The organism is Brachybacterium sillae, assembly GCF_025028335.1.
Classification (GTDB): domain Bacteria; phylum Actinomycetota; class Actinomycetes; order Actinomycetales; family Dermabacteraceae; genus Brachybacterium; species Brachybacterium sillae.
In genome coordinates this window covers 432,864-445,804 of record NZ_JAFEUW010000001.1, presented here as the reverse complement: position 1 = coordinate 445,804, position 12,941 = coordinate 432,864, and the positions used below count along the sequence as shown (strand labels likewise).

The following is a 12,941-nucleotide window of genomic DNA, read 5'->3' as shown; positions in this document are numbered from 1 at the left end:
TCCAAGGACACCATGAACTCGACCTTCAACGTCCGCGGCGGCCGGCCGCTGTCCGGTGAGATCACCGTGCGCGGTGCGAAGAACCTCGTCTCGAAGGCGATGGTCGCCGCCCTGCTGGGCGAAGAACCCAGCACCCTGCACTCCGTGCCGGACATCCGCGACGTGCAGATCGTCAGCGAGCTGCTGAAGGTGCACGGCGTCAAGGTGGAGCGCGACGTCGACGGCGGCCTGCTGCGGATGGACCCGTCCAACGTGGAGCGGGCCCACGTGGTCGACATCGATGCCCATGCCGGGTCCTCCCGCATCCCGATCCTGTTCTGCGGACCGCTCCTGCACCGCCTCGGGGAGGCGATCATCCCGGACCTCGGCGGCTGCCGCATCGGCAACCGGCCGATCAACTACCACCTCGACGTGCTGCGCAACTTCGGGGCCGTGGTCGACAAACGCGAGATGGGCATCTCCATCACCGCGCCGAACGGCCTGCGGGGTGCGAAGATCCACCTCGAATACCCGAGCGTCGGAGCCACCGAGCAGGTGCTGTTGACCGCCGTGCGGGCCGAGGGCATCACCGAGCTCACCAACGCCGCGGTGGAGCCGGAGATCGAGGACCTCATCGCCGTGCTGCAGAAGATGGGCGCGATCATCTCCCTGCAGACCGACCGCACCATCACCATCGAGGGTGTCGAGCGTCTGGGCGGCTACGAGCACGTGGCCCTGCCCGACCGTATCGAGGCCGCCAGCTGGGCCTGCGCCGCCCTGGTCACCCGCGGTGACGTGTTCGTCCGCGGTGCCCAGCAGAAGCCGATGAGCACCTTCCTCAACATGTTCCGCAAGATCGGCGGCGGGATGGACATCACCCCGGAGGGCATCCGGTTCTTCCACCCCGGCGGACCGCTCCGTTCCATCGCGGTGGAGACCGACGTCCACCCCGGTTTCATGACCGACTGGCAGCAGCCGCTGGTGGTCGCTCTGACCCAGGCCGAGGGCATCTCCATCGTCCACGAGACGGTGTATGAGAACCGCCTCGGATTCACCAGCGCGCTGAACGACATGGGTGCGCAGATCCAGGTGTACCGCGAATGCCTCGGTAGCTCCAGCTGCCGTTTCGGACGCCGCAACTTCAACCATTCCGCCGTGATCTCCGGCCCGAAGCCCCTCCACGGCGCGGAGATCACCGTGCCGGACCTGCGCGGCGGCTTCAGCTACCTCATCGCGGCCCTGGGCGCGGAGGGGGTCTCCCGGATCCACGGCATCGACCTCATCGACCGCGGCTATGAGAGCTTCCGCTCCAAGCTGACCGCCCTCGGGGCCGAATACTGGGAGGACTGACCCCATGCAGGAACGGCCGCTCGACTCCTCGGACGCCATCACCCCGACCGGTGCGGCCGGGTCCCTGGCCCTGCGTGACATCCCGGCACCGGACTACTGCGATGTCGTGATCGTGCCGACCCGGGGCGTGGACGAGCCCGACCCGCGGGTGTGGGCCGAGGCGATCTTCGCGCATGAGAACAGCACGCTCGGTGCCCGCGGTCTGCGGGCGCTGCGCGATGAGGCCGTTCGGCTCCTCGACATGGTGCCGCCGCCGGAGAGGACCTACGTCACCAACGAGGTCCGCGGCAGCGAGGCACTGATCGTCGACGACACCCCCGATCTGCGGGTACGCATCGCTGTGGCGTTGCTGCCCGGTGGCACCCTGCTGCAGGTCACCACCGCCGTGCAGTACCGCACGCTGCGCGGGCGTCTCGCCTTCGCACCCCGTCGCCTCATGCATGCCGCGGCGGTGCACACCCTGGCCCGGCGCGCGCCGGCGACCGTCCGACGCCGGGCTCGTGCCCGAGGCGAGCTCACGACCGGGCCCGGGGGCGGGCTCCGTCTGCCCCGCGCCGCCGCCCGGTTGTTGCCTCCGTCGGCATCCTCCGACCGTTCGTGACCGCCCAGGAGGCCCCCATGAGCCCGCGCACCACCGTCGCCCTGCTCTTCGGCGGTCGCAGCAGCGAGCACGGCATCTCCTGCGTCACGGCCGGCGGTGTCCTCTCGGCTCTCGACCCCGCCCGGTTCGACGTGGTGGCCGTGGGTGTCACCCGCCAGGGCCGCTGCGTCGAGGTGTCCTCCGACCCGGAGCACTGGCAGATCCGCGACGGCCGCGCCCCCGAGGTCCCCGTGGACGGTGACGAGGTGCTCCTGCCCCTCGAGGCCGTGCCCCACGGCGGACGTACCGAACTGCGCGTGGTGCGCGACGGTCGTGTGGAGCACCTGGCGGACGTCGACGTGGTGTTCCCGCTGCTCCACGGCCCTTTCGGGGAGGACGGCACCGTCCAGGGCCTGCTGGACCTCGCGGACATCCCGTACGTCGGCTCCGGGGTGCTGGCCTCCGCCCTGTGCATGGACAAGGCCGCCACCAAGCAGGCCCTGCAGGCCGCCGGGATCGCCGTGGCACCCGGGGAGCTCGTGACCGCCGCCCAGTGGGTCACCGACCCGGACGCCGTGCGCACGCGCCTCGAGACGCTGCCCCTGCCGTGGTTCGTCAAGCCCACCCGTGCCGGCTCCAGCATGGGTGTCACCCGTGTGCACACGCCCGACGGTCTGGAGGAGGCGATGCGGATCGCCGTCGCCGAGGACCCGCGCGTGCTGGTCGAGACCGAGGTCGAGGGCCGCGAGATCGAATGCGGTGTGCTGGAGGGACGCGACGGCGAGGCGCCGCGCACCACGGCGCCCGGTGAGGTGATCCTCGGGGACGATCTCGACTTCTACGACTACGAATCGAAGTACTTCGGCAAGGGCACCGTCACCATCCAGGTGCCCGCCGAGCTCACACCGGAGCAGAGCGACCGGGTGCGGCAGGTCGCCGCCGAGGCCTTCACCGCGCTGCGGCTCGAGGGACTCGCCCGGGTCGACGTGTTCGTCACCCGGCAGGGTGAGGTCGTGGTCAACGAGGTCAACACCATGCCCGGTTTCACGCCGTTCTCCATGTTCCCTGTGCTCTGGGAGAACATGGGCCTGACGTACTCGGACCTCGTCGCGGAACTCATCGAGCTGGCGCGATCCCGGCCCGTCGGGCCGCGCTGACCCAGGGGCACCGCCGCGTCGAGACCTGCACGATCAGGTCAGGTCCTCCGGGCCGACGCACTGCCGGTCCACCGGAAGGGGCGCCACCAGCGGCGCGAGGGCCAACGGCACGGCGGAGGGCTGATCCGGCGCCACGCTGCGGGGCACCGTGACGTCGATCGCCGGCAGGCGCCCGTAGGTGGTGAAGTGCACGATGCCGTCGTCACCCTCCTCCACCAGCCAGTCGACGCTCACCCCGTTCTGGTCCTCCAACCTGGTGCATTGGTCGGTGGTGGGGCCCGGCGGCACGACCCCGCAGCGCAGGACGATCGTGTCCGCACCGCTGCCCCAGGCGACAGTGCCCTGACTCGTGGTCTCGGACCGCGGCAGCCCCTCCATCTCCCCCGGGGCACCGACCACCAGATCGGCGCAGCGGGGGTCGGCGGCCTCCGGCCCGGGAGGGACCCGCACGCCGCAGGAACTCGCCGTCACGACGAGCAGCAGGGCAGCACCGATGCGGGCCAGGGCGCGCGGCGAGCGGGGGAGTCCGGAGTGGGGGAGCACGGTCCGAGCCTATCGGGCGTGGGGGCACCTGCCCGCCCGTCGGTCCGCGTGGGCCTCGGGCACACTGGGGGCATGCGTCTCGACCAGCTCAGCGAAGACGGGATCCTGGAGCGGATCGTCCCGGCCATGGCCGGGGTCGCGGCCGCCGATCCCCGCACCCGGGACGCTCTCGGGAGCGTCCTGGTCGGCCCGGGGGATGACGCCGCGGTGCTGCAGCTTTCCTCGCCGCGCCTGGTCGTCACGACCGACACCCTCACCGAGGGCCAGGACTTCCTGCCGGATGCGACGCGACCAGCATGGATCGGGGCGAAGGCGGCAGTGCAGAACCTCGCGGATGTCATCGCGATGGGAGCCCGGCCCCTCGCCCTGGTGGTGAGCCTCAGCGCCCCGGGAGGTGCCCCCGCCGAGGCGATCGAGGAGATCATGACCGCGCTGTCGGCGCGGGCGGCCCGCAGCGGCGCGATCGTCGTCGGCGGCGATCTGGGACGAGCCGAGGCTTTGTCACTGACCGTCACGGCCCTCGGGGTGCTGCCCGATGGGCGCGCGCCCGTGCTCCGGAGCGGCGCCCGACCGGGGGACATCCTCGCGGTCAGCGCGGGGCGGCTGGGACGCTCCGCCGCGGGCCTGGCGCTGGTGCTCAGCGGGCGGCGCCCCGGCCGGTGTCGCGATGACCGTGAAGAGGAGCTCCTGGCCTGGCATAACGCCCCGGACCCGGACCTGCGACGGGGGTTGATCGCCGCTGAGAACGGGGTTCACGCAATGCTCGACCTGTCCGATGGGCCCGTCCGCGATGGCCTACGGATCGCTCGCAGCAGCGGGGTCGACCTCGACCTCGACGGTACGGCCTTCGCCGCGGACGTGGCGGCCCTGTCACCGGTGGCGCGGCGCCTGCTGGACGAGGTGGAGGCGGCATCCGACGGGGCTCCCGCCGGAGCCGCTGCGGGAGCCCCCGGCGGTGCCCTCCACAGGGCACGGGAGTGGGTGCTTCACGGCGGTGAGGAACACGCCCTGCTCGCCTGTTTCCCCGCCGGTGCGCTGCCGGAGGGTTTCCGTGCGATCGGCCGGGTGCAGGAACCGGAGGATGGCGACGCGCCCCAGGTTCTCCTGGACGGTGACCCGGTGCCCGGTGCCCCCTTCGACCACTTCAGCGGGTGAGAGGGCACACGGCGCCAGAGCACCGAGAAATCCCCCAGGACCTGCGGCGTAAGGTGGTCGACGACCATCCCACGACGCGTCACCAGCATGGAGCAGGAGGACCGCCCCCATGCCTCAGACCGTGAAGGCCCTGCAGAAGACCGGACCGGACCAGCCGTTCCGTGTCGCCGAGATCGAGCGGCGCGACCCGCGGCCCACGGACGTCGTCATCGACATCAAGGCCGCCGGCATCTGCCACAGTGACATCCACACCATCCGCAACGAGTGGGGTGAGGCGCATTTCCCCCTCACCGTCGGCCACGAGATCGCCGGGGTCGTGGAGGCCGTCGGCGATGAGGTCACCCGCGTCAAGGTCGGTGACCGCGTCGGCGTCGGCTGCCTCGTGGACTCCTGCGGCGAGTGCGAGCAGTGCCGCGCCGGCAACGAGCAGAACTGCCTGAACGGCGCCGTCGGCACCTACAACAGCGAGGACGTCGACGGCACGATCACCCAGGGCGGGTACAGCCAGAAGGTCGTCGTCGACGAGCGCTTCGTGCTGACCATCCCCGACGCGCTCGAGTTCGACGTCGCCGCGCCGCTGCTGTGCGCCGGCATCACCACCTACTCGCCCCTGGCCCGCTGGGGCGCCGGTGAGGGCCGGAAGGTCGCGGTGCTCGGCCTCGGCGGGCTCGGCCACATGGGTGTGCAGATCGCCGCGGCCATGGGAGCCGAGGTCACCGTGCTCACCCGTACCCTGCGCAAGGAGGCGGAGGCCAAGGAGCTCGGCGCCACCCGGGTGCTCGCCACCTCCGAGGACGGCTTCTTCGAGGAGCACAAGGGCGAGTTCGACCTGATCCTCAACACCATCAGCGCCGATATCCCCGTCGACAAGTACCTCGGCCTGCTCGCGCCGTACGGGACCATGGTCGTCGTCGGCCTGCCTCCGGAGCAGCAGCCGATGAGCTTCGGCAGCGTCATCAGCGGGGGCAAGGCTCTCGCCGGGTCGAACATCGGCGGCATCCGCGAGACCCAGGAGATGCTGGACTTCTGCGCCGAGCACGGCCTGGCCGCGCGCATCGAGAAGATCGGCGTGGATGAGGTCGACGCCGCCTATGACCGGGTCGTGGAGGGCGACGTGAAGTTCCGCGTCGTCATCGACACCGCCACCTTCGAGGACGCGCCGGTGGCCTGATCGCCGGCCGCCGGAACGACGTGAGCCCCCGTCCGGAAGGACGGGGGCTCACGAGTGCGCGGGGAAGAGGCTCAGGCGGAGAGCTTCTCGACCTTGCCCGCCTTGATGCAGGAGGTGCACACGTTCAGACGGCGGGGGGTGCCCTTGATCACGGCGCGCACGGTCTGGATGTTCGGGTTCCAGCGGCGCGAGGTGCGGCGGTGCGAGTGGGACACGCTCTTGCCGAAGCTCGGGCCCTTGGCGCAGAGGTCACACGTAGAAGCCACGGTTCGTCTCCTGAAGAAATCGGTTCGCAGGTGGGTGCCCCCACCTCGGCGGTCCCGGCACCGAGCAGGGCCGCATCCCGAAGGGGGCGGGCCGAGGGTGCCGACGGGCGAGCGCCGGTGCACAGGGCAACCCCGGCAGCATAACCGACCCGGCCCCTTCGCCGCAGGGGGGTGGGGCAGTCCAGGTTGTGGAACCTGCCACAGGCCCGGGGTGGCCGGAGACTCGGGGCGGCCGGAGACCGGGGAGGCGGAACCCTCGGATGTCGGCGGCCGATGGCACCATGATGCCGACCGGGATGATGCGATGCCATCGCGTGAGAGCGGGCCGAAGAGTGCGAGCGGACGAGCATGGGGAGAGGAGCCGAGGTGGAGGATCCCACGGCGACGCTGCACCGCCTGTTCACGCCCAAGGAGCTGCGCGCGATCCAGGCGCTCGGGGTGGAGGACCTCGACGAGCTCCTGCGGGTCACGCCGCTGCGGTATGTGGTGCCCGGGCCGCTGCGCGCGTTGGACGATGTCCGCGACGGGGAGGAGGTCTCCGTCATCGTGCAGGTGCGCCGCGTCAGCGACCGGCCGATGCGCAACCGTCCCGGGCACCTGCTGCAGGTCCGGGTCGGTGACGACGGCGGGGCCCTCGACCTCACCTTCTTCCTGCGCAAGAAGCACCAGGTGGCGTGGCACCGGGGCCAGCTGACCGAAGGGCGGACGATTCTGGTGCGCGGCACCGTGGAGCGTTCCCGCGACGGATCCCCGCAGATCGTCCACCCCGAGTACGAGGGGTACGACCCGGCCGCCGCCGACGCCGCCGAGCTGCGCCGGCCCCAGCCGGTGTACCCGTTGCGAGAGCGGATGAACCAGGCGGGCATGCGGCGCCTGTTCGCGACCGCCCTGGAGCACGCGGGAGAGCTGACGGATCCCCTGCCGGAGGCGGTGCTGCGCTCCCAGCAGCTGCCTCCCCTGGCCGAGGCGCTGCGCCTGCTGCACGCGCCCCACAGCCTCGCCGATCCCCCCGTGGCACTGCGGCGTCTGGCCGCGGAGGAGGCCTTCGTCCTGCAGACGATTTTCGCCCGGCGTCGCGCCCTCGATGCCTCCCTCACGGCCCCGTCGATGACGGCCGACGGGCCGCTGCGCCCGCTGGTCGAGCAGCGTCTGCCGTTCACCCTCACCGCCGGGCAGCAGGAGGTCGGGGCGCAGATCGATGCTCTCCTCGCCCAGCCGCATCCCACCAGCGTGCTGCTGCAGGGGGATGTCGGCTCCGGCAAGACCGTGGTGGCACTGCGCGCGATGCTGCGGGCCGTCGACTCCGGCCGGCAGGCGGTGCTGCTCGCCCCCACGGAGGTGCTCGCCGCGCAGCATCACCGCACGATCATGGAATTGCTGGGGGATCTCGGGCTCGGGGGGAGGCTGGATGCCGCGCCCGACGCGACCGCCGTGCGCCTGCTGACCGGTTCGCTGCCGCAGTCGCAGCGTCGGCAAACCCTCGCGGACATCCTCTCCGGGGAGGCCGGGCTGGTGATCGGCACCCACGCACTGCTCACCGACACCGTGGAGTTCGCCTCGCTGGGCCTGGTCGTGATCGATGAGCAGCACCGCTTCGGCGTCGATCACCGGCGCCGACTGCGCTCCAAGGGAGAGGCGGACCTCAGCCCCCATGTGATCGTCATGACCGCCACGCCGATCCCGCGCACCGCCGCCCTCGCCACCGTCGGCGACCTCGATGTGCTGTCCCTGCGTGAGGCCCCCGGCCGCCGAGCCGGCATGAGCAGTTTCGTGGTGGAGGAGGGCAACCCGGCCTGGTTGCGCCGCATGTGGGAACGCACCGCCGAGGAGATCGCGGCCGGGCATCGCGCCTTCGTGGTGTGCCCCCGGATCGACGAGACGGAGGACACCACGGCCGGGGAGGATGGGCGGGTGCCCCGCGGGGTGGTGCAGACCGCCGCCCGTCTGTCCCGGTTGCCGGCTCTCGACGGGGTCCGCATCGGTATGCTCCACGGCCGCATGGGGGCAGAGGAGAAACGGCAGGCGATGGAGCAGCTCGCCTCCGGGGAGGTCGACCTTCTCGTCGCCACCACGGTGGTGGAGGTCGGCGTGGACGTGCCCGAGGCCACCGTGATGATCGTGCTGGATGCCGAACGGTTCGGCGTCTCCCAGCTGCACCAGCTGCGCGGCCGCGTGGGCCGCGGCAGCGCCCCCGGCATCGCCTTCTTCGAGACCCGCGCCCCCGGGGACTCCGACACCGCAGAGCACCTGCGGGCCGTCGCGGGGACCCTCGACGGATTCGCCCTGGCGGAGCTCGACCTCGGCCGTCGCGGCATCGGGGACCTCGTGGGGACGGAACAGTCCGGCCTCGGCCGCACCCTTCGGTTCCTCGACCCGTTGCGGGACCGGGCCGTGGTGGAGTCCGCCCGGACCGACGCCCAGCAGCTCGTGGCGCACGATCCCCAGCTGTCGGCCCACCCGGGGCTGGCCGCCGCGATCGACCGCCGCCTGCGGGATGTCGATCCCGACGTGGAGAGGAGCTGACGTGCCCCGCATCATCGCCGGACGCCTCGGAGGCCGTCCCATCCCCGGCTCCGTCGGGCCCGGCACCCGTCCCACCTCCGACCGGGTACGAGAGGCCGTGTTCTCCCGGCTCGACGGCTGGGATGCCCTCGACGGCGCGCGGGTGGCCGATCTCTACGCCGGCACCGGGGCGCTCGCTCTCGAGGCCCTCTCCCGGGGGGCCGCCCACGCCCTCGTGGTCGAGGCCCACGGGCCCACTGCTTCCACGCTGCGCCGCGCCACCCGGGCACTCGGGCTCGCCGACGTCACGGAGGTGCGCCACGGCCGCGCCGAACAGTCCGTCGACGCCCTCGCCCCGGGCAGCCTCGACCTGGTGTTCCTGGATCCGCCCTACGACGTGGCGACCGTGCAGATCGAGGATCTGCTGCAGCGGCTCCTGCCCGCGCTCACCCCGGACGCCGTCGTGGTGGTGGAGCGCTCCGCCCGCGGGCAGGAACTGCAGTGGCCCCAGGGATATGCCGACGACGGCGCGAAACGGTACGGGGAGACCGTCGTGCACTACGGCGGGCCTACAGTGGCGGCATGACCACCCTCGTGCTGCCGGGATCCTTCGATCCCTTCACCCTCGGCCACCTCGACCTCGCACGTCGCGCCGCCGCCCTGGCTGATGAGGTGGTCATCGCCGTCTCCCACAACCCCTCGAAAGCGGGTCTGCTCAGTCTGGAGCAGCGCCGCAGAGCGATCGAGGAGACCCTGCAGGCGGAGGGCCTGGCTCCGCGGGTGCGGGTGGAGGACCTGCCCGCCGGCCTGCTGGTGGACTTCTGCCGCCGCATCGGCGCCCGCGCCGTGGTCCGTGGCCTGCGCTCACAGCTCGACCTGTCCTATGAGGAGCCCATGGCACGGATGAACGCCCACCTGGCGCAGGTCGACACCGTCTTCCTCCTCACCGACCAGAGCCTCGCCCACATCTCCTCCAGCCTGGTGCGGGAGGTGCACGCCCTCGGCGGTCCGGTGGAGGACATGCTCCCCTCCGCGTCCGTGGAGGCGCTGCGTCGCGTCTGATCGCCCTCCGCTGACACGGAGCCACCCGGGGGCCGCATCCAGGCGGTCCGCCGTATCCTGGACGACGCCCGCGGCCACCGCTGCGGGCACCTGCATCAGCGCACCGAGGAGACACCGTGACCAGCCCGACCACCCCAGGTGACCTGCGCTTCGACGTCGTCGACCTCATCTCCCGCCCGGGCGCCCACCGGCACGTGGAGGCGACCGTCCGCGCCACGGACGACACCGAGGGCGGGTTGGCCATGCGGGTTCCCGTCGGTGACCCCCTGCACGTCCAGGCGCACCTGGAATCCGTGGTCGAGGGCATCTTCGTCAGCGGGACCGTCGAGGCCCGTCTCACAGGGGAGTGCTCCCGGTGCCTGGACCCGGTCGAGCAGCACATCGACGCCCGCCTCGATGAGCTGTTCAGCTACCCCGAGAAGGTGCCCTCCGACGTCGACCCCGACGAAGTCGTGATCCTCGAGGGCGATGCCGTCGACCTGGCGCCACTGGTGCATGACGCCCTGGCCGTCGCCGCCGACGACCGCCCGCTGTGCCGGCCCGACTGCCCGGGGCTGTGCGCCCAGTGCGGTCTGCGCCTGGAGGATGACCCCGACCACCACCATGAGGTGATCGACCCCCGGTTCGCCCTCCTGCAGCAGCTGCTCGACGAGGGGGATGAGCGCGGCGACCGCGGCCCTGAGGGGGCCGCCCACTGATGGCCCGAGCCCGGAAGCTGCGCCCCGCGGCGGATCCCGAGGGGCTGGTGCAGGCACTCCCGCTCGATGGCGCCCAGGCCGCCGACCTGCGCGAATCCGGCCTGTTGGAGCTGGCGCTGACCCACCGGTCCTACGCCTTCGAGCACGAGGCCACCCCGCACAACGAGCGCCTCGAGTTCCTCGGCGATTCCGTGCTCGGACTCGCCACCACCGAGCACCTCTACACGACCTACCCGACCGTCCCCGAGGGAGTCCTGGCGAAGCGGCGCGCCGCGATCGTGTCGATGCGGGCGCTCGCGATCCTCGCCCGCCGCCTGCACCTCGGGGACTACGTGCGCCTGGGCCGCGGGGAGGACCTCTCGGGCGGACGGGAGAAGCCGTCGATCCTCGCAGACACCCTGGAGGCGGTGTTCGGAGCGGTCCACCTGGCCTGCGGTCCCGACGTCTCACGCCGCGTCGTGCTGGAGGTGCTGGCCCCGCTGCTCGACTCCGACGAGATGCTCGAGGCCGGGTTCGACTTCAAGACCCGTCTGCAGGAGATCGCCGCCGAGGTCGGTACGGTTCCCGTCTACACCGTCACCGGATCCGGCCCGGAGCACTCCCCGGTGTTCACCGCGGTCGCGACCGTGCAGGGAGTGGTGACTGCGGAGGGCACCGGTCCCTCCAAGAAGGAGGCCGAGCTCGCCGCCGCGCAGCAAGCCGTCCGCGCGGTGCTCACGGAACGCGGCGAGTCGCTGTTCCCCCGGGCCTGATCGACGATGCCCGAGCTGCCCGAGGTCGAGGTGGTGCGACGCGGTCTGCTGCCGCATGTGCTCGGCCGGGAGATCACCGCGGTGCGCATCGGCGACGAACGGTCCGTGCGCCGCCAGAGTGGGGGTCCCCGGGAGCTCCTCGACCGCCTGCCCGGCACGCGCGTCACCGCTCTGGCCCGGCGCGGGAAGTTCCTCTGGTGGCGGCTGGCCGACGCCCGGACCGGGCGACCGTGTGCGGACGCGCTCATGGTGCACCTGGGGATGAGCGGCCAGTTGAGAGTGCGAGGTGGCGCCGACGGCACGGCGCAGGAGCCGGTGGCGCAGGAACCTGTGGCGCAGGAAACGGTGGCGCAGGAGGGACCCGCGTCCGATCCGGTGCGGCACCTCCGGGTGCGCCTCACCCTGGAAGGCGGTGTCACCGTCGACTTCCTCGACCAGCGACTCTTCGGTGGACTGTGGCTCTCCCCGCTGGTCGCCGCCCCCGATGGTCTCCCCGCCGGATGGGGCAGCACCGATGAGCAGCTGCCCGTGGACGCCTCCCACATCGCCCGGGACCTGCTCGATGAGCACGCCGACCTCCCGGGCATCGCCCGCGTCCTGCGGGGACGCAGTGCCGGCGTGAAGAGCCTGCTGCTGTCTCAGCAGATCGTCTCGGGCATCGGCAACATCTACGCCGACGAGGCCCTGTGGGCGGCCCGGGCGCATCCCGCCCAGCCCGGTCGGGACCTGTCGCAGATCCGAGCGCTGCGGATTCTCCGCACCGGCCGCGAGGTGATGCAACGGGCTCTCGAGGTCGGGGGTACCAGTTTCGACGCGCTGTACGTCAACGTCGATGGTCGCTCGGGGTACTTCGCGCGCTCCCTCGATGCCTACGGCCGGGAGGGAGAACCGTGCCGGCGGTGCGGGACACCGCTGGTGCGCACGGTGGTCGCGCAGCGCTCCAGCCACCTGTGCCCGCGCTGTCAACGACTGCGTTCATCGGGCGGTGCGGCACGGGTGGCGGCGTCGGGGCGATGACACCTCTGGACCCCGGTGGACGGGATCCGGCCCGGGGGACAGTAGCCTTGACCCGTTGAGACCATCTGCTGAGTGAGGAGAACCGTGTCCGAGGAGTCGACCCTGCGCGTGATGATCGTCGACGACCACGAGATCGTGCGACGAGGCATCATCGGTGTGATCGACGCGGCCCGGGACCTCGAGGTGGTCGGGGAGGCGGGATCGGTGACCGAGGCGCTGCGCCGCCTCCCGGCGGTGCGGCCCCAGGTCCTGGTCGTCGACCTTCAGCTGCCCGACGGCACCGGCATCGACGTCATGAAGGCCGCACGTGATCTGGATCCCGAGCAGGTGATGCTGGTGCTCACCTCCTTCGACGATGACGCGGCACTGCGTGAGTCCAAGGCCGCCGGTGCCCGCGGACTGCTGCTGAAGTCCTCCCGGTCCCTCGAGATCGTGCAGGCGGTGCGGTCTGTGGCGCGTGGTGAGGAGATCTGGCCCGCCCAGGCCGCGCACGACGAGCCGGAGCTGCCGGAGACCGATCAGCGGATCGTCTCGCTCATCGGCGACGGGCTCTCCAATCGGGAGATCGCCGAGGAGCTCGGCATCGCCGAGAAGACCGTGAAGAACCGTCTCACCTCCATCCTGCACACCCTCGGTCTGCAGCGCCGCACGCAGGTGGCGGCCCGGGAGGCGGCGCGGCGTCGGGCCGACTGGCGCTGATCCCGCGCGG

General features: G+C 71.8%; 14 protein-coding genes. 12 read left to right on the top strand and 2 right to left on the bottom strand.

Annotated features, from left to right (window positions below):
- Window positions 1-12: 12 nt before the first annotated feature.
- The 3 genes from murA to JSY14_RS02010 are packed head-to-tail and all read left to right on the top strand — an operon-like array spanning window position 13 to window position 3,066.
- A complete protein-coding gene (gene murA / locus JSY14_RS02020; RefSeq protein ID WP_259557097.1) occupies window positions 13-1,329 on the top strand; it encodes a UDP-N-acetylglucosamine 1-carboxyvinyltransferase in 1,317 nt (438 codons plus the stop codon).
- 4 nt (window positions 1,330-1,333) lie between these two features.
- Window positions 1,334-1,930, top strand: a complete 597-nt coding sequence (locus tag JSY14_RS02015) for a DUF2867 domain-containing protein (RefSeq protein WP_259557096.1) — start codon at window positions 1,334-1,336, stop codon at window positions 1,928-1,930.
- Window positions 1,931-1,947: 17 nt separating this feature from the next.
- Window positions 1,948-3,066 (top strand): D-alanine--D-alanine ligase family protein, encoded by a 1,119-nt coding sequence (locus JSY14_RS02010; protein WP_259557095.1) that lies wholly within the window; start codon window positions 1,948-1,950, stop codon window positions 3,064-3,066.
- Window positions 3,067-3,099: 33 nt separating this feature from the next.
- Here the strand turns inward: JSY14_RS02010 and JSY14_RS02005 are convergent, their stop codons facing one another.
- Entirely contained in the window at window positions 3,100-3,609 is a 510-nt protein-coding gene (locus tag JSY14_RS02005) for a DUF3515 domain-containing protein (protein ID WP_259557094.1), read from the bottom strand.
- Window positions 3,610-3,681: 72 nt separating this feature from the next.
- Here JSY14_RS02005 and JSY14_RS02000 point away from each other — a divergent pair, with 72 nt between their 5' ends.
- Both JSY14_RS02000 and JSY14_RS01995 read left to right on the top strand, forming a co-directional pair.
- Window positions 3,682-4,764: a thiamine-phosphate kinase gene (locus tag JSY14_RS02000; protein WP_259557093.1), complete on the top strand. Its 1,083-nt coding sequence runs from the start codon at window positions 3,682-3,684 to the stop codon at window positions 4,762-4,764.
- 109 nt (window positions 4,765-4,873) lie between these two features.
- Entirely contained in the window at window positions 4,874-5,935 is a 1,062-nt protein-coding gene (locus tag JSY14_RS01995) for an NAD(P)-dependent alcohol dehydrogenase (protein WP_259557092.1), read from the top strand.
- 71 nt (window positions 5,936-6,006) lie between these two features.
- Here the strand turns inward: JSY14_RS01995 and rpmB are convergent, their stop codons facing one another.
- Window positions 6,007-6,201: a 50S ribosomal protein L28 gene (rpmB, locus tag JSY14_RS01990; RefSeq protein WP_259557091.1), complete on the bottom strand. Its 195-nt coding sequence runs from the start codon at window positions 6,199-6,201 to the stop codon at window positions 6,007-6,009.
- A 366-nt stretch (window positions 6,202-6,567) separates the two neighbouring features.
- Between rpmB and JSY14_RS01985 the strand changes: the two genes are divergently transcribed.
- The 7 genes from JSY14_RS01985 (at window position 6,568) to JSY14_RS01955 (ending at window position 12,931) form a co-directional block, all read left to right on the top strand.
- Complete coding sequence (locus tag JSY14_RS01985; RefSeq protein WP_259557090.1) at window positions 6,568-8,724, top strand: ATP-dependent DNA helicase RecG; 2,157 nt, start codon at window positions 6,568-6,570, stop codon at window positions 8,722-8,724.
- 1 nt (window position 8,725) lies between these two features.
- On the top strand, window positions 8,726-9,289 hold the full coding sequence (locus JSY14_RS01980) for an RsmD family RNA methyltransferase (protein ID WP_259557088.1): 564 nt from the start codon (window positions 8,726-8,728) through the stop codon (window positions 9,287-9,289).
- Window positions 9,286-9,765, top strand: a complete 480-nt coding sequence (gene coaD / locus JSY14_RS01975; RefSeq protein ID WP_259557087.1) for a pantetheine-phosphate adenylyltransferase — start codon at window positions 9,286-9,288, stop codon at window positions 9,763-9,765. Before JSY14_RS01980 ends, coaD begins: the two co-directional genes overlap by 4 nt.
- A gap of 116 nt (window positions 9,766-9,881) precedes the next feature.
- Window positions 9,882-10,463, top strand: a complete 582-nt coding sequence (locus tag JSY14_RS01970; protein ID WP_259557086.1) for a YceD family protein — start codon at window positions 9,882-9,884, stop codon at window positions 10,461-10,463.
- On the top strand, window positions 10,463-11,215 hold the full coding sequence (gene rnc / locus JSY14_RS01965) for a ribonuclease III (RefSeq protein ID WP_259557085.1): 753 nt from the start codon (window positions 10,463-10,465) through the stop codon (window positions 11,213-11,215). Before JSY14_RS01970 ends, rnc begins: the two co-directional genes overlap by 1 nt.
- A gap of 6 nt (window positions 11,216-11,221) precedes the next feature.
- Entirely contained in the window at window positions 11,222-12,232 is a 1,011-nt protein-coding gene (mutM, locus tag JSY14_RS01960; protein ID WP_259557082.1) for a bifunctional DNA-formamidopyrimidine glycosylase/DNA-(apurinic or apyrimidinic site) lyase, read from the top strand.
- A gap of 84 nt (window positions 12,233-12,316) precedes the next feature.
- Window positions 12,317-12,931, top strand: a complete 615-nt coding sequence (locus tag JSY14_RS01955; RefSeq protein ID WP_432803589.1) for a response regulator transcription factor — start codon at window positions 12,317-12,319, stop codon at window positions 12,929-12,931.
- Window positions 12,932-12,941: the final 10 nt, after the last annotated feature.

Bases quoted from the DNA above. Each gene is read 5' to 3' on its own strand.
- mutM (WP_259557082.1), top strand. From the start codon at position 11,222: ATGCCCGAGCTGCCCGAGGTCGAGGTGGTGCGACGCGGTCTGCTGCCG.
- murA (WP_259557097.1), top strand. From the start codon at position 13: ATGAACTCGACCTTCAACGTCCGCGGCGGCCGGCCGCTGTCCGGTGAG.
- JSY14_RS02010 (WP_259557095.1), top strand. From the start codon at position 1,948: ATGAGCCCGCGCACCACCGTCGCCCTGCTCTTCGGCGGTCGCAGCAGC.
- JSY14_RS02015 (WP_259557096.1), top strand. From the start codon at position 1,334: ATGCAGGAACGGCCGCTCGACTCCTCGGACGCCATCACCCCGACCGGT.
- rnc (WP_259557085.1), top strand. From the start codon at position 10,463: ATGGCCCGAGCCCGGAAGCTGCGCCCCGCGGCGGATCCCGAGGGGCTG.
- JSY14_RS01995 (WP_259557092.1), top strand. From the start codon at position 4,874: ATGCCTCAGACCGTGAAGGCCCTGCAGAAGACCGGACCGGACCAGCCG.
- JSY14_RS02000 (WP_259557093.1), top strand. From the start codon at position 3,682: ATGCGTCTCGACCAGCTCAGCGAAGACGGGATCCTGGAGCGGATCGTC.
- coaD (WP_259557087.1), top strand. From the start codon at position 9,286: ATGACCACCCTCGTGCTGCCGGGATCCTTCGATCCCTTCACCCTCGGC.